The following is a 19,945-nucleotide window of genomic DNA, read 5'->3' as shown; positions in this document are numbered from 1 at the left end:
GCGTGGATTTTAATCTCAGCATAACAAATCCGTCATCCATGATTATCGTAAAAATTTGTTTATCAGCCAAACAATACAGAAGGCTACCATTATTGTAGGTAGGTACGGTGACAGGATGTACAGAATACCGCCCACAACGTTTATAATCACTTCAAGTATGAGGAAGAAGATGATAAAGGCAATGAGACAACCCCAGCCGCCGGTGCTGAAAATATGTCCGTAATTACCGCTTTTTTCACCTCTGAAGAAGTCACCGAAACCGGAACGGTTGTTGTCGTTCCTTGTGCCTTCTTCCGAATAACTCTTCTGCTCACGACGGTTCTCATCCTGATAACCTTGCTTAGGCTCATCGTTTTCAGACTCTGAGTAGGATGAACTTTCGGCATTTCTGTAGGATTTATCTCTTTCGAACTCAAGGGCGTCAGAATAAGGTTCTGTATCTATGGTTCCTCTGATTTCTTCGTCCTGATTTGCAACAGGATCCCCCGCTGCCTCTGCAGTATCGATAATGGTTTTTGCAAGGAGTCTCGGAGAGCCTAATTCCTCAACCACTTCCGATTCTGATCTTCCCTTACTTACTTCGCCGCTGATATAGTTGTCATAGTAAGCAAGCTGTTCACGTATGATCTGATCGGATACGTTGAGATTGAGCTGCACCGTTAAATCATGGAGGAATTGTTCTTTTGTCACTAGTATGTCCTCTCTCTCGAGTTTAGTCATTAATAGAATAAACCGAGACTGGCATATGATGCAAGTCTCGGCCGTAAAGTTCATATAAAATTCACTTCTATTCTAAGCAGTTCATGTTAAAAAAAGCATAGTCCGCCGGCTGATTACCGGGCAAATCTTTATTATCCATGACACTTATAGCCGAGCGGGAGAAAAAATCCCGTTCGAACGAAAAATCAGTTTTCTTCTACGGATTCTTCAGGCTTCTCGTCAGGAACAACTGCGATTCCGAGATCTACGAGCTGCTGCTCATCAAATACGGGAGCCGGAGCTTCCATCATGGGATCTGAACCATCCTTAACCTTCGGGAAGGCGATAACATCACGGATAGTGTCTGATCCAACCATCCACATGGCAAGACGGTCAAGACCGTAAGCAAGACCTGCGTGAGGCGGAACGCCGTACTTGAAGGCCTGCATAAGGAATCCAAACTGCTCGTTTGCCTTTTCAGGTGTGAAGCCAAGCTTCTCAAGCATCTTTTCCTGTACGTCTGCCTGGTGGATACGAACTGAACCACCGCCAAGCTCTGTACCGTTAAGAACGATATCATAAGCCTTTGCACGAACTGCGCCCTGATCTGTATCAACCAGAGGAAGATCCTCATCCATAGGCATTGTGAACGGATGATGCATAGCCTGGAATCTGTCAAGCTCCTCTGACCACTCGAACATAGGGAACTCAGTAACCCAAAGGAACTTCCATGCGCTTCTGTCGATAAGCTCGAGGTCTGCACCAAGCTGGAGACGAAGTGCTCCGAGGGAATTCCATACAGTAGTCTTCTTTGTATCTGAAACGATCATGAGCATATCGCCCGGCTGACCGCCCATTGCATCAACAAGAGCCTTAAGCTCTTCTTCTGTCATGAACTTTGCGAAGGAGGACTTGTAAGTACCATCCTCGTTGATTGCAAGGTAAGCAAGACCCTTTGCGCCATAGCCCTTAACGAACTCTGTGTACTTGTCAATCTGCTTACGAGGCATCTTTGCCTGGCCCTTAACATTGAGACCCTTGATCACACCGCCGTCCTTAGCGCAGTTTGCGAATACGGCGAAACCACAATCCTTAACAGCCTCGGTAACATCCTGAAGAAGCATCTCGAAACGCATATCAGGCTTGTCTGAACCGTAGCTGTTCATGGCATCTATCCACTTCATGCGGCGGATAGGAAGCTCAATGTCTACATTGCAGATCTCCTTAAAGATGTACTGAAGGAGTCTCTCATTTACTTCGATAACGTCATCAACGTCTACGAAGGAAAGCTCCATATCTACCTGTGTGAACTCCGGCTGACGGTCTGCACGGAGATCCTCGTCACGATAGCATCTTGCAAGCTGGAAGTAACGGTCAAAGCCGGATACCATGAGAAGCTGCTTAAGAAGCTGCGGTGACTGCGGAAGAGCGTAGAAAGAACCGTGGTGCATACGTGAAGGTACAAGGAAATCTCTTGCGCCTTCAGGTGTTGACTTGATAAGTGTTGGAGTCTCGATCTCAAGGAAGCCGTTATCCATCATGAACTTACGGATGCAGAAGGCAAGCTTCGCACGGGTCATGATACGCTGTGCAAGCTCAGGTCTTCTGAGGTCGAGATATCTGTACTTGAGACGGACATTCTCATTTGTTGTGATTCCGTCCTCGATAGGGAATGGCGGAGTCTCTGATTCGGAAAGGATACGAAGTGATCTTGCTGAGATTTCGATGGAACCGGTCTTCATGTCCTTGTTGGCGTCCTTGCCACGGGAACGAACGATACCGGTTACTGCAATTACGAACTCTGAACGAAGCTTTGCTGCCTTCTCAAATACCTCTTTGCCGCAGTCTGCTTCCTCAAAAATGATCTGTAAGATTCCGGAACGATCACGAAGATCTGTGAAGATAAGACCACCCTTGTTTCTGGATTTCTGAACCCAGCCCATCATGGTCACTTCTTTTCCGATAAATGATTCATCAAGCTCTGTACATCTGCACGTTCTGTGCAGACCTTTCATTGACTCTGCCATAAGTATTACCTCTGTATTATTAATTAATGATGAGTTGTCCAATGTTCAGGCTTCTCATCTATGTAAATGCCGCCCGGTTTAGACGACAGTACTATCTGTTAAATTGGTACCTCGCATAAAACGATATGCGGGATGACATTTAAACAATAAAGCAAAAAACGATTTAATAGGTGCTTTTAATTAAGAGCGTCCCGGTAAAACTCCCTGAACTCTGTGTAGCCTTCCTGTGTGAGCTGTTCCTTCTGGAACTTTTTGTTCTTGTTCATACGGGAAACCAGAACTGTCTCACCCTTAGCGCGAAGCTCCATGGCTTCATTGAGAGCCTCGGCAGTCTTCTCTGCATCAAGGTTTTTGTCAAGAAGGAATGCGGTCTTCCTGTTCTCTCCCGGAACATGCTCGTCTGCATCCAGCATGATTGTGATGATACGCTCGAAACCGATGGAGAATCCGACAGCCGGTGTATCCTGTCCTGTAAACTTTCCTACCATCTTGTCGTATCTTCCGCCGCCGCCAACTGAACCGCCGAAGCCTTCGGCACGGATCTCGAAGATAGGTCCGGTATAGTAGCCCATACCGCGAACGAGAGTAGGATCGAATTCAACATTAACCTTAACACTCTTTACCTTTGCAACTGCTTCTACTATCTCGGCAAGGTTCTTTGTTACGCTTTCGGGAAGAACGTCTTTCAGCTTCTCGCCAAGTGAACGGATGTCCTTAGCTTCTGTACCGATGCTTTCGAGAAGTGTCTGATACCTGTCGATGAATTCCTCTTTATATCCGAGTGAAAGAAGCTCTTCCTTCACACCCTCGTTTCCGATCTTGTCTGCCTTATCGAGGCTTATGCAAACCTTCTCGAAATCCTCCTCGGGGAAGCCGGCATATGCCTGCATGCCGCGAAGGATTTCACGGTCATTGATAACGATCTTGAAGTTGTACTTCTCACCAAAACCTATGCGGTTAAGAAGCGTTGAGATCGCAAGGATAAGCTCGATTTCGGAGACATTGGAACCATCACCGAAAATGTCTATATCGCACTGTACGAACTCACGGAAACGTCCCTTCTGAGGACGGTCTGCTCTGAATACAGGCCCGATCTGAAGCGCCTTGAAGGGGTTTGGGAGCTGTGCCTGATTCTGGGAATAAAAACGGCTTAAAGGAAGTGTAAGGTCATATCTGAGGCCTGAATCGCTGAGATCGTCGAGGCTGCCGTTCTGATAGGCTGACTCAAGCTTGTCGCCGCGCTTCATCACCTTGAATATGAGCTTTTCATTGTCACCGCCCTGCTTGCTGAGGAGGTTTTCTATATGCTCCACAACCGGGGTTTCGATCTCTGTAAAACCAAATTCCTTATATGTTCTTCTGATCTCTGAGAGAACATACTGGCGGAGTTCCATCTCACGGGGAAGGATATCCTTCATGCCTGTTACAGGCTTTTTCTTTAATGCCATTTCCATACCTCAATATCAATAAATTTACGGTCAATTATTATATCAATATTCCATAAGTACCGCAAGACCTCCGGTCATATTTGAACGGAGGTCCTGTGATTCAAAGGAAACAATTCGGCCGGTGAACCAGGGGGACGGGGTTGGTGGTCCATTTTCCGGAGAAAATGAACCACCAACCCCGTCCCCCTGGTCCACCGGCTGAAAAGCTTCTATCAAAGATATTTCTTCATTGTGTCGTCTATATCAAGGGTTGCAAAGTAGTCCTGAGGGGTCTGGGCGCGGCGGATAAGCTTTACCGAACCGTCTTCTCTTAAGAGAAGCTCGGCGGACCAGAGCTTTCCGTTGTAGTTGTAGCCCATGGCGAAACCGTGTGCTCCGGCATCGTGAATGAAGAGGTAATCTCCCTTCTCAAGCTCCGGAAGTTCACGGTCGATGGCAAACTTGTCGTTGTTTTCGCAAAGTGAACCTACAACATCGTAGACCTTGTCTGCGGGTGCATTTTCTTTTCCGAGAACGGTGATGTGATGGTATGAACCGTACATGGCAGGTCTCATAAGGTTAACTGCGCAGGCATCAACTCCGGCGTACTCCTTGTAGGTGTGCTTGAAGTGGATGACCTTTGTGATGAGAGCGCCGTAAGGGCCTGTCATGAATCTTCCCATCTCTGTAAAGATACTGATGTCTCCCAGGCCGTTTGGAACCAGTACCTCGTCAAAAACCTTATGTACACCGGCACCGATGACTTCAATGTCATTGCCCTCCTGGTCAGGCTTGTAAGGTATGCCTACACCGCCGGAAAGATTGATGAAGTTAAGCTCAACTCCGGTTTCGTTTTTGATCCTTACGGCAAGCTCAAACAGCTGCTTTGCAAGTGTTGGATAATAATCATTGGTTACTGTATTGGAGGCAAGGAAGGAATGCATTCCAAAATGCTTTACACCTTTTGATTTAAGGATCTTGAAGCCTTCGATGATCTGGTCTGTGGTCATTCCGTATTTGGCATCCTGAGGGCTGTCCATGATGGTATTGGCGATCTGGAAGTATCCGCCCGGATTGTAACGGAGTGACATGGTCTCCGGAAAAGAACCCAGTGTCTCTTCAAGCTCTTCGATATTTGTGAAGTCATCGAGATTTATGATGCCTCCAAGCTTGTCAGCGAAAACATACTCGGAAAGAGGTGTTTCGTTGGAAGAAAACATTATATCATGACCGGAAAAACCGCAGGCATCTGACATCTGAAGCTCTGTAAGTGAACTGCAGTCGGTTCCGCAGCCCTCTTCCTTTAAGACTTTCAGTATAGAAGGGTTAGGACATGCCTTTACCGCAAAATATTCCTTAAAGCCATTGTTCCAGCTGAAGGCCTTCTGTACCTTTCGTGCATTCTCACGGATGCCCTTTTCATCGTAAAGATAAAAAGGTGTGTCATAGGTTTCAGCTATCTTCTGAATCTGCTCAAGAGTTGCGTAGGCTTTTTTCATATGAATTCTCCTCATCTAAAAATGCTGGTTTCCCGACGTATATATCTGACATACTTGTTCAGGTCTCTTCGGCTCAGCGATTGTTTAAAAAAAGGCCTCACAAATAAGAATATCTGTGAGGCCTTGTATTAACATTGGTATGCAGGAAAGAGTCTACTCTGTCTGCTTTTATTTTATCCGGAGGGGACGGTTCTCGCCGGTGAGAACCGTCCCCTCCGGATTTTTTGACCTTTTGCGTTAAATGATAACTCATATCGTGCAAAAGTTAAAATAATTTTTAGTTTATGCTCCCATTACCCGCATGATATTTGTAGGAGTAACCGGCTGGTTGCGTGTAAGTCTTGAAAGGATACCCGCTGTGATTACGCAAATGTCACCCTTCTCAACGATTCCGCGGCTGCGGAGCTCATCCATGGAGTTCTCAAAGAGCTCGTCGGTTGTATCGGATCTCTTTGCCCAGATAGGAGTAACGCCCCAGAGGAGCATCATCTGACGAACTGTTGCCTGGCTTGGTGACATTGCATATATAGGTGTTGCAGGACGATACTTAGAAATAAGTCTTGCGGTTGAACCTGTAAGTGAAGGAACTATAAGTGCCTTTGCGTTTAGCTCTGAAGCAGTTGTTACGGAAGCCGCACAAACAGCGTTGGAGATATTAGCATAGGTGCTCTGATCAACCTTACGGTTCTTATAAGCGCTGTAGTCAAGGAACTGCTCTGTATACTCAACGATGGAAGCCATCATCTCAAGAGCTTCCACAGGATACTTACCTGCAGCGGTCTCGCCTGAAAGCATTACCGCATCTGTGCCGTTATATACTGCATTGGCAACGTCTGTAACCTCGGCTCTTGTAGGACGTGGATTACGGATCATGGAATCCAGCATTTGAGTTGCGGTGATTACAAGCTTTCCTGCATAGTTGCACTTTTTGATCATTTCCTTCTGAAGCTGTGGAAGACGCTTTGCCTCGATCTCAACACCAAGGTCACCACGTGCAACCATGATACCGTCAGCGGCTTCGATGATCTCATCAAGATTATCGAGACCTTCCTGTGACTCGATCTTTGCGATGATCTTCATGGTTGAACCGGCATTGTCAATGATCTCACGGATCTGACGGATGGTCTCTGCATTACGAACGAAAGATGCCGCAACGAAGTCGAATCCAACCTCAAGACCAAACTTGATGTCAGCGATATCCTTATCTGTAAGTCCCGGGAGCTTAATGCTTACGTTCGGTACATTTACGCCCTTCTTCTCGCCAAGCTCACCACCGTTAGTAACTTCGCAATGAATATCAGCTCCTTCAACCTTCTTTACAACGAGACCGATGAGACCGTCGTCGATAAGGATAACATTACCTTCCTTGACATCTTCGTTGAGTCCGTCATAGTTGATATAAACCTTATCCTTGGTTCCAATGCACTCTTCTGTTGTGAGGATGATGGATGCTCCTGTTTCCAGAGTAACCTTCTTGTGATCCTCAAGTTCGCCTGTACGGATTTCAGGTCCCTTTGTATCAAGAAGAGCTGCTATCTCTCGTCCGCTGTCTTTTCTTGCTTCCTTAAGAAGTGTAAGTCTTTCAAGGTGCTCCTGATGGCTGCCGTGTGAGAAGTTGAAACGTGCTACGTCCATGTTCTCGGCAAGCTTTCTAAGGATATTGTAATCATTTTCATTAGGTCCAAGTGTACATACAATTTTAGTCTTTCTCATTAAAATCCTCCTGGAATATTTATCTAAAATCATTTATATGGAAAACATTGTTATTCTTTGGTCTCTGATTGGTAAGAAAGAAAAACAATGCCACATTCAAAAGTGATAATGCGATGGCTACCTTGGTGCTGAAATCCGGTGTGGATATAAATATGAAAAGGTAGAGCACCACTTCTGCTATGGCGAGCCACTGTGCTTTTATCGGTATGAAAAAATACAGATAGAATACACTGTCCGGAAAAGTAAGCGCATATGCCAGGAATATACTGAAGGTCATATACGTCGGGTAAAGCTGGAGAGGTATACCTGTAACAATGTAGAAAAGCAGTGATGTCACTACCAGCATCAGGACTCCGGTAAAATAAAAGAAGTTATATTTAAATGTTCCCCACAATCTCTCCAGGGTGGAACCGAGGCTGTAATAAACAAATACAGCTATGACCATCCATATAGGTGAAGTGGAAGGCGGGTAAAACAGAAAAGTTACTATACGCCAGATGTGTCCGTGAAGTATGGCTTCCGGATCAAGATCCAGATAATAGTAATACAGCAGCGGATTAAACATTTGGATAATAAACCCCACTACGTAGATAACGCAGATGTATTTCATGAGATCGGGGATGGCATATTTCCCGAGTTTTCTTTCAAGCTTTTGATAAAATGTCAACTCTCATTCTCCTCTGTAAATGTAAGATTTTTACCGTTTATCTCTGACATACAGATGCAGATCTATCCGGTTCCTTAAAGTGTATTTTGTTTCTTTTTGGGAAACACCTGCATTTAGTGTGCGTCCTCATTTATATCTCTTATAAGTTTACTATTTTTATAAGAAGAACACACTCTTTATTGCAAAAAAATTTCAATACAGTATATAAGCACTTTGGGTGTTTTTCAAGACAAAAAAGACATTTATTCACAAAAGTTTTACATTATCACGGTTGAATGGCTCATTCCGAAATGTTAATATAACTTTTTGATTTGTACTTTTATAATTATGTAGAAATCAGATATATCTGAACCGGCGTATAAGGAGAATGAGTTATCTCACTAAGGCCGTTTTTGATACTATCCGGTAATGTTTATGACCTGACTGTTTTTACGCGGCCGGAGTTACCGTGAGACATTTTCCGGATAAAGGGATGTTTTAAATGGGGTTTTAATATATGCAGAAAAACAGACTTGGAATTGATATAGGTTCGACAACTGTCAAGATTGCGATCATGGATCAGGATGAGAAGCTCCTGTTTTCTGATTATCGTCGTCATCATGCGGATATTCAGGGGACTCTTGCGGATATCCTTGAGGAAGCAAAAAAGCAGTTGGGAGAGATGAGCCTTTCTACAGTGGTTACGGGGTCCGGAGGACTTACTCTCAGTAAACATATGGATGCAGCCTTCTGTCAGGAGGTTGTGGCCGTTGCGACAGCATTGAAGGCTTACCGGCCGGATACGGATGTGGCTATAGAGCTTGGTGGAGAGGATGCCAAGATCATTTATTTTAAGGGTGGAATCGACCAGCGAATGAACGGAATTTGTGCAGGAGGAACGGGTTCCTTCATTGACCAGATGGCATCGCTTCTTCATACAGATGCTGCAGGGCTTAATGTTCTCGCAAAGGACTATCAGATGATATATCCTATCGCCGCAAGATGTGGCGTTTTTGCAAAAACCGACATTCAGCCGCTTATAAATGAAGGTGCAGCCCGTGAGGATCTTGCCGCATCTATTTTCCAGGCGGTGGTGAATCAGACCATATCGGGTCTTGCCCAGGGTAAGCCCATCAGAGGACACGTTGCATTTTTAGGCGGTCCTCTTCATTTCATGCCTGAATTAAGAAAAGCATTTATACGTACTCTGAATCTCCAGGGTGACGAAATTATAGAGCCTGAAAACAGCCATCTTTTTGCTGCCATAGGCTCCTGTCTTAACTGCCCTGAAGATGCAAAGGAAGAATCTGTCTCTCAGCTTATCAATATGCTCCGTAACGGAATCAAGATGGATGCAGAGATAAAGAGAATGGAGCCTCTCTTCGGGAATGAGGAAGAATACAGGAAGTTCAGCGCCCGTCATGACAAAGCAAAGGTACGGACTGCCGACCTTTCACAGTACCATGGTAATGTTTATCTCGGTATAGATGCGGGCTCCACTACCACAAAGCTTGCCCTTGTATCCGAAGAGGGTGAACTTCTTTACAGATTTTACAGAAACAACAACGGATCTCCTATCGCAACAGCGATAGAATCCATGAAAGAGATACGGGATCTCCTTCCGAAAGATGCCCGCATCGCCTACAGCTGCTCCACAGGATACGGTGAAGCCCTGCTTAAGGCTGCCTTCCAGCTGGACGAGGGGGAGGTAGAGACCATTTCCCACTACTATGCCGCTTCATTCTTTGATCCTAAGGTGGACTGCATACTGGATATCGGCGGACAGGACATGAAGTGCATCCGCATCAAGGATGGCACAGTTGATTCCGTACAGCTTAACGAGGCCTGCTCCAGCGGCTGCGGTTCCTTCCTGGAGACATTTGCAAAATCCCTGGACTATTCGGTTATAGATTTTGCCCATGCTGCGCTTTTTGCCGAAAATCCTACGGATCTTGGTTCCAGATGTACTGTTTTCATGAATTCCAACGTAAAACAGGCACAGAAGGAAGGTGCAACTGTTAATGATATCTCCGCAGGTCTTGCATACTCAGTTATCAAGAATGCCCTTTTTAAGGTTATAAAGGTTACAGAAGCCAAGGATCTGGGCGAACACATCGTTGTTCAGGGCGGAACCTTCTACAATGATGCGGTGCTCCGTGCTTTTGAGAATCTTTTGGGAGCTAATGTGGTAAGACCTGACATCGCCGGAATCATGGGTGCCTTTGGTGCCGCTCTCATTGCCCGTGAAAGATATCACATGGCAAATGAAAAGATCAAAAAGATGAAGCCTACAGAGGAAATAAAGGTTCCCCGTACAGCTTACGGCCGTGTTCAGACTACCATGCTGCCACTGGACGAAATCATTAACCTTAAATACACAACAAAGATGACCCGCTGCCAGGGCTGCAACAACCACTGCGTTCTGACAGTTAATCAGTTCGGTGCCGGTCGTAATTACATTTCCGGAAACCGCTGTGAAAGAGGTCTCGGAAAAACCAAGATTAAGAGGGATATTCCGAATCTTTACGAATACAAGCTTAAGAGAATGTTCGACTATGAGCCGCTGCCTCAGGATATCGCAGTGCGCGGTGAAGTAGGTATACCGAGGGTTCTCAATATGTATGAGAACTATCCTTTCTGGGCTACCTTCTTCAGAGAATTAAAGTTCAGAACTGTTCTCTCTCCTGCAAGTACCAGAAAGATTTACGAGCTTGGAATAGAGAGTATACCTTCGGAATCCGAGTGCTATCCTGCAAAGATCGTTCACGGACATATCGAATGGCTCATAAGAAACGGACAGAAATTCATATTCTATCCATGCATACCTTATGAACGTAATGAAACTCCTGATGCAGGAAATCACTATAACTGCCCCATGGTTACCTCCTATGCCGAGAACATCAAAAATAATGTAGAAGGCCTGGAGGATAACTCTGTTATGTTCATGAAGCCTTTCCTGGCTTTTACGGACGAGAAAATCTGTACCGATCAGCTGGTAAGGATCTTCATACATGGCGACGATATGGAGCATTCCATCCGCCCTGTGGGTGAGCTTACTGAAGACAAGATCATAGAACAGTTTAGATCATGGAATATCACTGAGGATGAAGTCAGAGCTGCAGCCCATGAAGCATGGCTTGAACTTGAGCGTGCCCATGAGGATATGCAGAAAAAGGGTGAGGAAACTCTTCACTGGATGAAGGAAACCGGACACAGGGGAATAGTTCTTGCAGGAAGACCTTATCATGTGGATCCCGAGATAAACCATGGAATTCCGGAGCTTATCACCAGCTATGATTTTGCGGTGCTTACGGAAGATTCCGTATCCCATCTCGGACAGGTGGAGCGTCCCATCATCGTTACAGACCAATGGATGTATCACACAAGACTTTACAGAGCTGCCGAGTTTGTAAAACAAAGAGAAGACGTTGACCTTATACAGCTCAATTCCTTTGGATGCGGACTTGATGCCGTGACGGTGGATCAGGTCAGAGACATTCTCACAGGATCTGATAAGATTTACACTGTCCTTAAGATTGATGAGGTTAATAACCTCGGTGCTGCACGTATAAGAGTAAGATCCCTTATCGCAGCCATCAGAGTAAGGGACGAAAGAAATTACGTACGTAATGTCCGTCCGGCAAATTATGAGAGAAGACTCTTCACCAAGGAGATGAAGGCAAAGAACTATACCATCCTCTGTCCTCAGATGTCTCCTATACATTTTGAGATTGTTGAAGCAGCCTTCCGTGCCGCAGGCTATAACCTTATAGTATTGAATAATGCTAACCGTTCAGCCATAGACACAGGACTTAAGTATGTAAATAATGATGCCTGCTATCCTTCCATCATAGTTGTGGGACAGATCATGGAGGCTCTTAACTCAGGAAAGTACAATCCTGATGAAACTGCTGTCATAATGACCCAGACAGGAGGCGGATGTCGTGCATCAAACTACATAGGATTTATACGCCGTGCCCTTGAACATGCGGGAATGTCACAGATACCTGTTATTTCCCTCAATACCAACGGCATGGAGTCAACCCCGGGATTCAAGCTTACTCTCCCGCTTCTGACCAGAGCCATGCAGGCGGTGGTTTACGGAGACGTATTTATGAGAGCCTTGTATGCCACAAGGCCATACGAAGCGGTTCCCGGTTCTGCAGAAGCATTACACCAGAAGTGGCTTAAGGTATGCAAGGCGGCTGTCTCAAAGAAGACAACCTCTATGTACCTCTTCTCAAAGAATGTAAAGAGGATCATAAGAGACTTTGATAATCTTCCATTAAAGGAAGGTGTTGTTAAACCTAAGGTAGGCATTGTCGGTGAGATACTTGTTAAGTTCTCCCCTCTTGCCAATAACCATATTGTTGAACTTCTTGAAAAAGAAGGCGCTGAAGCTGTAATGCCGGATCTTATGGATTTCCTGCTTTACTGCTTCTATAATCAGAACTTCAAATATGAGAATCTGGGCGCCGGCTGGAAGGGCAAGGCACTTTGTAACTGTGCCATAAACCTTCTGGAGTATTTCAGAAAAACGGCCCGTAAGGAATTTGCCAAGTCCAAGAGATTCACTCCTCCCGGAGAGATCAAAGAGCTTGCAAAGATGGCCAGAGAATATGTTTCCATCGGCAACCAGACCGGCGAGGGCTGGTTCCTTACCGGTGAGATGCTGGAGCTCATGGATGAAGGAGTAAACAACATCGTTTGTACCCAGCCTTTCGGATGTCTGCCGAACCACATCGTCGGAAAGGGTGTCATCAAGGAGCTGAAGAAGCACAATCCTGACGCCAATATAATCGCCGTAGACTACGATGCAGGAGCCTCCGAAGTCAATCAGCTTAACCGTATCAAGCTGATGCTCACTGTTGCGCAGAATAAGCTGAAGGAGCAGGCGTAAGGCGTTGGCTCCCCGGTCAGAATTCGGTGCACGGGCGTGACGGCTCACGGCGTTGAAAGTACATTCCGCAAAAAAAGTCCGCCAGAGCTGGACACTTACGTGTTCATCTCTGGCGGACTTTTTTTGCTCCATGTTCTTTCAAGCAGCAAGCCTAGCCACACCCATGCACCGAATTCTTTACGTTGTGTAGGGCGGAAAGTATAAGTACCTCTACGCCTGTGCATAATTCTCAGTTTTAGGTTCTCTGGTAACTTCTCGCATCAGCTTTCAAATAAATAAAAATGTACTTCGTATAGGGAGAGAAAGACAGTGGAGACAGCCTTTAGCCCTCGTAAATCGGGTACTTCCTGGTGAGCTCGGCAACCTTGGCGATGACCTCGTCGCGGGAGTTCTCGAAGTCGGTGGCAACCTTCCAGATGCACTCAGCGATAGGCTTCATGTCCTCCTCCTTGAAACCTCTGGTGGTAACGGCAGCTGTACCGATACGGACACCGGAAGTAACGAAAGGTGAACGAGGATCGTTAGGAATAGCATTACGGTTAAGAGTGATGTGAACCTCGTCGCAGTTGTTCTGGAGAACCTTGCCGGTAAGCTCAGGAATATTTGTGAGGTCAACAAGCATTAAGTGGTTGTCTGTGCCGCCTGAAACAAGCTTGAAGCCCTGGGCAACCATAGCCTCTGCAAGAGCCTTACAGTTTTTAACGATCTGCTCCTGATAAGTCTTAAACTCAGGCTTTAATGCTTCGCCGAAGCAGATAGCCTTGGCAGCGATAACATGCTCAAGAGGACCGCCCTGGCATCCGGGGAAAACAGCCTTGTTGAAGTTGTATTGCTTTGCGATCTCTTCGTTTGAAAGGATGAGACCTCCTCTTGGTCCTCGGAGAGTCTTGTGGGTTGTAGTGGTAACTACATGAGCATAAGGAATAGGTGACGGATGAACTCCGGCTGCCACAAGACCTGCGATATGAGCCATATCAACCCATAATACAGCACCGCACTTATCTGCAATCTCACGGAATCTCTTGAAATCAATGATTCTGGGATAAGCAGAAGCTCCGGCAATGATCATCTTTGGCTTCTCACGGAGAGCTGTAGCCTCCAGCTCGTCATAATCTATGAAGCCGTCATCATTAACACCATAAGGAATGATATTGAAGAAACTGCCTGAGAAGTTTGCAGGTGAACCATGAGTAAGGTGTCCTCCGGCATCCAGTGACATGCCGAGGATCTTGTCGCCCGGCTTACAGATTGCCATGGTTACTGCCATATTTGCCTGAGCACCTGAATGGGGCTGAACATTGGCATACTCGCAGTTAAAAAGCTTCTTGGCTCTTTCGATAGCGATGGTCTCGATATCATCTACGTGTACGCAGCCGCCGTAATAACGTTTTCCGGGGTATCCTTCAGCATATTTGTTTGTAAGGATCGTGCCCATAGCCAGCATGGATGTGTCTGACAGAATGTTTTCAGACGCTATAAGCTCGATGTTGTTCTGCTGACGGTCATACTCCATAGCAATCAACTTTCCAACCTCAGGATCTGCCTGGGTTATATAGTTCATCACTTCCTTGATCATAGTTACCTCCATAAGACATGATTTACTAAGGCTTCAACTGATAATCGTCTATGATTATTTGAAGACTCTGTGTTCCATTATATTCATTAATCTGTGGATAGTAAACCACATCTATTTTTGTGCAGGCTCTCTTGCCTCTTAAAAAATCATCACCGTTTGTAAATATCAGCCCGTCCATTAATAAGCCGGTTTCTGACTGAAGTCTCATTTTTACCACATTTCTATTTTTTCCCAGGACCCGGCAGTCCGTAATTCTAAGGTTTTTTGTAGCAAAACAGGGTTTTTCATTTCCTTTTCCAAAGGGCTCCAGTTTTTCAAAGTCGCGGATAAGGTTATATGAAATATAATCAATCGGCATAGGGACGTCTATCCAGATTTTGTCAATGAGCTGGTCCGGACTTAGGTTGCAAAGAGTGTTAAGTCTGGTTCTGAATTCATCGATATCTTTTTCCAAAAGAGTGAATCCGGCGGCCATCGGGTGTCCGCCCCATTTGACCAGAAGTTCGCTTACTTCCTGGAGATGCTCGGACATGTTATAACCGTCAATGCTTCTGCCGGAGCCCTTTGAAAGAGCTTCACCGGCTTCGGCACCTTCAGCCTTTGTTATGACAAATGCCGGTCTTGAAAACCTTTCCCTTAATCTTCCTGCCACGATACCGGCCAGACTTTCGTGGAGCTCCGGCAGATATATTACCAGCACAGACTGATTTAAATAGTTTTTTTCCACCATTTCAATGGCTTTGTTGGTGGCCTCTATGGTCATGGCTTTACGGGATTCATTCAGTTCTTTAAGCTTTACGGCTTTCATAAACGCCTTCTCTTCATCCGTGGTAAAGAAGAGATCCAGAGCCAGCTCTGCGGATCTGAGACGGCCGCCGGCATTGATACATGGACCTATGATAAATCCGATATGATAGGTGTTAAGGTGTTCCTGCGCCATAAGATCCTGGACTTTAAGGAGTGCTCTTAAACCTGCATTACCGGTCTGTTTGATTTGTTGAAGTCCGAATTTTACTATGGTTCTGTTCTCGTCCCGTAGATCCATTACATCACAAACCGTTGCAATGGCGGCAAACTCCAGGAAATCATAGTACTCTTCTTCAGGGATGGTGTGGTTCTGGTAAAGCATGATGATGATCTTCCATGCAACCACTGCACCGCATATATCCGGAAAAGGATAACGGCTGTCTTCTCTTTTTGCATCCACCACAGCACTTGCAGGAGGAAGAATGTCTTTGGATTCGCAGCCATAGTCCTCATCCTGTCTTTGCCTTACATCATGATGATCCGTAACAAGGACCGTGAGGCCCATGTCTCTTGCGTGTTTTAGCTCCTCTATGGCGGCGATACCGTTGTCACAGGTAAGAATAACATCAACTCCGTCTTCTTTTGCCTTATCGATGATATGGATGTTGATGCCGTAGCCGTCCTTTATTCGATCCGGAAGAACGTAGTCCACAACTGCACCAAGTCGTTTCAGACCTTTAACGAGAATGTAGGTTGCACAAACTCCGTCAACATCATAGTCTCCCACTACCCTGATATGTTTTCCCTCTTTTATAGCCCTGTTTAGCTGATTCATACATTTAATGGCATCAGGAAGGTAAAGAGGTGAATGAAGATCCTCTTCAAGGGAACCGTGAAGAAACTGTTCAATCTGTTTATCCGAGTTAATGTCTCTGTTTCTGAGTATTCTTGCGGTAACCTGATCGATGCCGTATTTATCTGCAATAGCCTTGAAATCGGCCTTTTTATTGTAAAGAAACCATTTTTTCATATTGAATCCTTTTATGGTATAATGTTTAATGAAAACCTTGTAGAGTATATCACAATAAAAGTTGGAGAACTATATTATATGACTTATCCGGTTAAGAGATTGTTTTCAAAAATCGCCATTACCATGCTGCTATATGAGATCATATTTCAGGTAGGCGGATCATTCATGGTGGAATATGGGTCCAACATATACAGAAATGAGAATTTCTCTATGATGATCGCAGGCTTCATTTCACTTACGGTATCGCTTTTGATGCTGGGGACCGAAAACATTCATGTAAGATACAAAAAGTTTAATATATGTACCTTTATCTATCTCCTGCTTCTGATATATGGTATCCAATATTTATCCCAATACATCATCGATCCCTTACAGAATATTCTGGGAGAACTGGGATATTCTCTTGATAATGCCAGAGACCTCGCCACAGGCTCCGACATTAAGGGGTTCTGGGCCATAGTTTATGCCGTTATCATGGCGCCGCTTCTGGAAGAATGCTTCTTCCGCGGGATTTTGTACGGACATTTCAGAAAATACGGAAAGATTTTCGCCATAACCATAACCTCATTTCTGTTCGGACTCATGCATTTTAATCTGGTTCAGTTTATAGCTGCAATGTTTATAGGTATCGTATTTGCCTGGATAAGAGAGACATATGGGATGAAGTATTCCATTCTGATGCATATGGCCAACAATTCTGTTGCTCTTTTGCCTTATCTTTATAAAGGGGATTCTATAGTTATTGACGTAGCATATTTTTTTCTGCTCTTCGGCGGAGCACTGCTTCTGGTGATTTCTGTTATCAGGAACTTCAAGGTATTCCTCCGGAATCTAAGTGAGGAGCCTTCCCTGGGACATATGTATAAGCTTTGGTTCACTACTTTTTCGGTTATTGTTGTTACGATACTTTTTGTAGTGATTACTCTTTTCAGTATAACGGGTTAACAGGAAAACGCTTCGGCAGAGATGGTTATCTGCCGAAGCGTTTTGTCAGCTTTTAAAGAATGTGTCCAGAAGGCCTCTTCCGAGAGCAGCTCCGATATTGCCGCCTACTCGCTTTCCGAAGGTGCCCAGGAAGGTTTTTCCGATGGCTCCGCCGGCTTCTCTTCCCAGGGTTCCGGCTGTTGAACGACCGACGGACTTGACAGCGGTCATTTTCTCTTTGTTTGCCTTTGCCTGTGCCTTTGCAAGGGCTTCCGCATCCTTTTCAGCCTGCTTCTCCGCTTCGATTCTGGCAGCTTCCGCAGTTGCTTCATCGGTAAGTCTCTTGAAGAATTCATAGGCAGAATCTCTGTCAACTTCTTCACTGTACTTTTCTGCAAAATCAGAAGAATTCATGACCATGAGTCTTGATGAATCATCAGCAGGTCCCATCAGCGACTGAGGAGGCAATACACGGCAGCGTCTTACATTGTCAGGTTTACCGTCTTCATCCAGGAATGAAATAAGGGCTTCTCCGGTTCCCAGGTTCTGGAGAACTTCGACTGTATTGAAGTTCTTATTCACTCTGAATGAATCTGCAGCTGCTTTTACCTTCTTTTCTTCGGACGGTGTATAGGCATGCAATGCATGCTGGATCTTATTTCCGAGCTGTGCCAGAACGGAGTCAGGAACATCACTTGGATTCTGGGTGATAAAGAAGATACCTACACCCTTAGAACGTATGAGCTTAACAACCTGCTCGATCTTATCCACAAGAGCCTTGGGGGCATCATTAAACAATAAATGAGCCTCGTCAAAGAAATAAACCATCTTAGGCTTATCCCGGTCTCCTACCTCCGGAAGCTGCTCAAAAAGCTCGGATAACATATAGAGCATGAAGGTTGCGTAAATCACAGGATTCTGTACGGTGCTTTCTGCTTCAAGGATATTGATCATTCCTCTTCCGTCGCTGTCCTGTCTGAAGAAATCATGAATATCGATAGCGGGCTCACCGAAGAATTTATCCGCTCCTGCTGTTTCCAGTGCTACGATGGATCTGAGAATGGCGTTAAGGGAAGCGGTGGTCATGTTGCCGTACTGTGAGCTGTATTTTTTGTTGTTCTGGGCTACATACTGAACCATGGAGCGAAGATCCTTGGTATCCAGCAAAAGAAGGTTTTCTTCATCTGCAATACGGAAAATGATTGTGAGGATATTGGTCTGAAGATCTGTGAGCCCAAGGATACGGGAAAGTAAAGTGGGTCCGAATTCACTTACGGTGGTTCTCAGGGGCAGACCTTTTTTGCCGCTTATATCCCAGAATTGTGTAGGGAAGTTCTGATATGTAAAGCCTTCTTTATCAAGGCCGAAATACTGAATGCGTTCCTGCATGTTTGCGTTGTCAACTCCGGGCTTGATCATTCCGGAAAGATCGCCTTTTATGTCGGAAAGAAATACCGGAACGCCCATGTTGCTGAATGATTCGGCAAGTACCTTTAATGTTATCGTCTTGCCTGTGCCGGTGGCTCCGGCGATGAGTCCGTGTCTGTTGGCCATGCGCGGCAGTATACATACTTTTTCGTTGGTATCCATGTCAAGGCCGGCCCAGATGGTGTTGTTATATAGCATATGTTCCTCCCCATGATTGAAATTCACTGAAATAACTAATAACTATTTTATCACGGAGGGTGGTGAAATGGTACAGAAAATGCAAGGGACGCGTGGCGGCCCACGGCGTTGAAAGTACATCTCAATCAAAAATCCGTGCAGCTCGGACGCTTACGCGTTCGTTCTGCACGGATTTTTGCTTTCGATGTTCTTTCAAGCCGCAAGCCTAGCCACACATCCCTTACATTTTCTTCCGTTTTCGCTACCGGAAGGTAATTATGAAGTACCTTTGAAATTTACTTTATACCAAGTATTTCTTCGGCGTGATTTATAAGGTCAGGACTCGGAGTGGGGGTGTCGGCAAGGGTGTATTTCAGGCCGAGCTTTTCGTATTTGTAGAGCGCCAGGGTGTGGTAAGGGAGGATTTCGACTTTTTTTACGGTTTTCAGGGTGTCGATGAAGGCTTTGGTGGCAATGAGTTCTTCGTCGGAATCGGTGAGGCCTGGGACGAGGACGTGGCGTATCCATAGGTCGACTCCCTGCTCGCTAAGGTAGGTACAGCAGTCAAGGATGTTTTTGTTGGTATGACCGGTGAGCTTTTTGTGTTTTTCGTCATCGATTTCTTTGATGTCGAAAAGGACTGTGTCGGTGACTTTTATGAGGCGGTTGAATTTACTGAAGAAGGGTTCTTCTCTTGTAAAGGGCTGGGCGGAGGTGTCAAGGCAGGTGGATATGCCCATGGCTTTGGCTTTTTCGAACAGGTCAATGACAAAGTCTATCTGTACCAGCGGATCTCCGCCGCTTACTGTGATGCCGCCATCTTCTCCCCAGTATTCACGGTAGCGAACAGCATTGTTAAGGATTTCGTCTGCTGTTCGCATATCAGCGCTTGTGAAATCCCAGGTATCGGGATTATGGCAATAGCGGCAACGCATATTGCAGCCTTTTAGGAATACTATATATCTTACTCCGGGACCATCTACAGATCCGAAGGTTTCAATGCTGTGGATCGCGCCTTTGATTGCTTCTGCCATGATTTTACCTCCAAATTGGATGTGCAAATCGAGTATAGTCCATAATCGATTCTGTGTAGACCTTCACATGTGGGTTTGTAAAATCACATGTGAAAGCTTTATTGTGAAAACAAAAACC

General features: G+C 45.4%; 12 protein-coding genes. 2 read left to right on the top strand and 10 right to left on the bottom strand.

What is annotated here, in order from left to right; genetic code table 11:
* Window positions 1-42: 42 nt before the first annotated feature.
* From G625_RS20925 to G625_RS0103185, 6 genes are all read right to left on the bottom strand, one after another.
* Complete coding sequence (locus tag G625_RS20925; RefSeq protein ID WP_049895643.1) at window positions 43-690, bottom strand: HAAS signaling domain-containing protein; 648 nt, start codon at window positions 688-690, stop codon at window positions 43-45.
* A 215-nt stretch (window positions 691-905) separates the two neighbouring features.
* Entirely contained in the window at window positions 906-2,726 is a 1,821-nt protein-coding gene (gene aspS, locus G625_RS0103210) for an aspartate--tRNA ligase (protein WP_029199965.1), read from the bottom strand.
* A 176-nt stretch (window positions 2,727-2,902) separates the two neighbouring features.
* Window positions 2,903-4,174, bottom strand: a complete 1,272-nt coding sequence (gene hisS, locus G625_RS0103205; protein ID WP_029199964.1) for a histidine--tRNA ligase — start codon at window positions 4,172-4,174, stop codon at window positions 2,903-2,905.
* A 212-nt stretch (window positions 4,175-4,386) separates the two neighbouring features.
* On the bottom strand, window positions 4,387-5,652 hold the full coding sequence (locus tag G625_RS0103195; protein WP_044931423.1) for a diaminopimelate decarboxylase: 1,266 nt from the start codon (window positions 5,650-5,652) through the stop codon (window positions 4,387-4,389).
* A gap of 282 nt (window positions 5,653-5,934) precedes the next feature.
* A complete protein-coding gene (gene pyk, locus G625_RS0103190) occupies window positions 5,935-7,365 on the bottom strand; it encodes a pyruvate kinase (protein WP_029199962.1) in 1,431 nt (476 codons plus the stop codon).
* A 19-nt stretch (window positions 7,366-7,384) separates the two neighbouring features.
* Window positions 7,385-8,032: a hypothetical protein gene (locus G625_RS0103185; protein WP_029199961.1), complete on the bottom strand. Its 648-nt coding sequence runs from the start codon at window positions 8,030-8,032 to the stop codon at window positions 7,385-7,387.
* A 496-nt stretch (window positions 8,033-8,528) separates the two neighbouring features.
* On the opposite strand from G625_RS0103185, the gene G625_RS0103180 reads away from it, so the two are divergent.
* Window positions 8,529-12,911: a 2-hydroxyacyl-CoA dehydratase gene (locus G625_RS0103180; RefSeq protein WP_029199960.1), complete on the top strand. Its 4,383-nt coding sequence runs from the start codon at window positions 8,529-8,531 to the stop codon at window positions 12,909-12,911.
* 322 nt (window positions 12,912-13,233) lie between these two features.
* Here G625_RS0103180 and glyA read toward each other — a convergent pair whose 3' ends face one another.
* Window positions 13,234-14,487, bottom strand: a complete 1,254-nt coding sequence (gene glyA / locus G625_RS0103175; protein WP_029199959.1) for a serine hydroxymethyltransferase — start codon at window positions 14,485-14,487, stop codon at window positions 13,234-13,236.
* 25 nt (window positions 14,488-14,512) lie between these two features.
* A complete protein-coding gene (gene recJ / locus G625_RS0103170) occupies window positions 14,513-16,264 on the bottom strand; it encodes a single-stranded-DNA-specific exonuclease RecJ (RefSeq protein WP_029199958.1) in 1,752 nt (583 codons plus the stop codon).
* Between the two features lie 78 nt (window positions 16,265-16,342).
* Here recJ and G625_RS20920 point away from each other — a divergent pair, with 78 nt between their 5' ends.
* Window positions 16,343-17,209 (top strand): CPBP family intramembrane glutamic endopeptidase, encoded by an 867-nt coding sequence (locus tag G625_RS20920; protein ID WP_029199957.1) that lies wholly within the window; start codon window positions 16,343-16,345, stop codon window positions 17,207-17,209.
* 45 nt (window positions 17,210-17,254) lie between these two features.
* On the opposite strand, the gene G625_RS0103160 is transcribed toward G625_RS20920, so the two are convergent.
* On the bottom strand, window positions 17,255-18,814 hold the full coding sequence (locus G625_RS0103160) for a helicase HerA-like domain-containing protein (protein ID WP_029199956.1): 1,560 nt from the start codon (window positions 18,812-18,814) through the stop codon (window positions 17,255-17,257).
* A 275-nt stretch (window positions 18,815-19,089) separates the two neighbouring features.
* Window positions 19,090-19,827, bottom strand: a complete 738-nt coding sequence (gene pflA / locus G625_RS0103155) for a pyruvate formate-lyase-activating protein (RefSeq protein WP_044931419.1) — start codon at window positions 19,825-19,827, stop codon at window positions 19,090-19,092.
* Between the last annotated feature and the right edge of the window lie 118 nt (window positions 19,828-19,945).

Source organism: Oribacterium sp. NK2B42 (assembly GCF_000424445.1).
In the GTDB taxonomy this organism is placed as follows: domain Bacteria; phylum Bacillota; class Clostridia; order Lachnospirales; family Lachnospiraceae; genus Oribacterium.
The sequence above is the reverse complement of the archived record's forward strand: the minus strand, read 5'-3'. Positions and strand labels throughout refer to the sequence as shown.

What these genes read in the sequence shown, in the direction of transcription:
- recJ (WP_029199958.1), bottom strand. Translation starts at nt 16,264, where the DNA reads ATGAAAAAATGGTTTCTTTACAATAAAAAGGCCGATTTCAAGGCTATT.
- hisS (WP_029199964.1), bottom strand. Translation starts at nt 4,174, where the DNA reads ATGGCATTAAAGAAAAAGCCTGTAACAGGCATGAAGGATATCCTTCCC.
- G625_RS20920 (WP_029199957.1), top strand. Translation starts at nt 16,343, where the DNA reads ATGACTTATCCGGTTAAGAGATTGTTTTCAAAAATCGCCATTACCATG.
- G625_RS0103180 (WP_029199960.1), top strand. Translation starts at nt 8,529, where the DNA reads ATGCAGAAAAACAGACTTGGAATTGATATAGGTTCGACAACTGTCAAG.
- pflA (WP_044931419.1), bottom strand. Translation starts at nt 19,827, where the DNA reads ATGGCAGAAGCAATCAAAGGCGCGATCCACAGCATTGAAACCTTCGGA.
- pyk (WP_029199962.1), bottom strand. Translation starts at nt 7,365, where the DNA reads ATGAGAAAGACTAAAATTGTATGTACACTTGGACCTAATGAAAATGAT.
- G625_RS0103195 (WP_044931423.1), bottom strand. Translation starts at nt 5,652, where the DNA reads ATGAAAAAAGCCTACGCAACTCTTGAGCAGATTCAGAAGATAGCTGAA.
- aspS (WP_029199965.1), bottom strand. Translation starts at nt 2,726, where the DNA reads ATGGCAGAGTCAATGAAAGGTCTGCACAGAACGTGCAGATGTACAGAG.
- G625_RS0103160 (WP_029199956.1), bottom strand. Translation starts at nt 18,814, where the DNA reads ATGCTATATAACAACACCATCTGGGCCGGCCTTGACATGGATACCAAC.
- glyA (WP_029199959.1), bottom strand. Translation starts at nt 14,487, where the DNA reads ATGATCAAGGAAGTGATGAACTATATAACCCAGGCAGATCCTGAGGTT.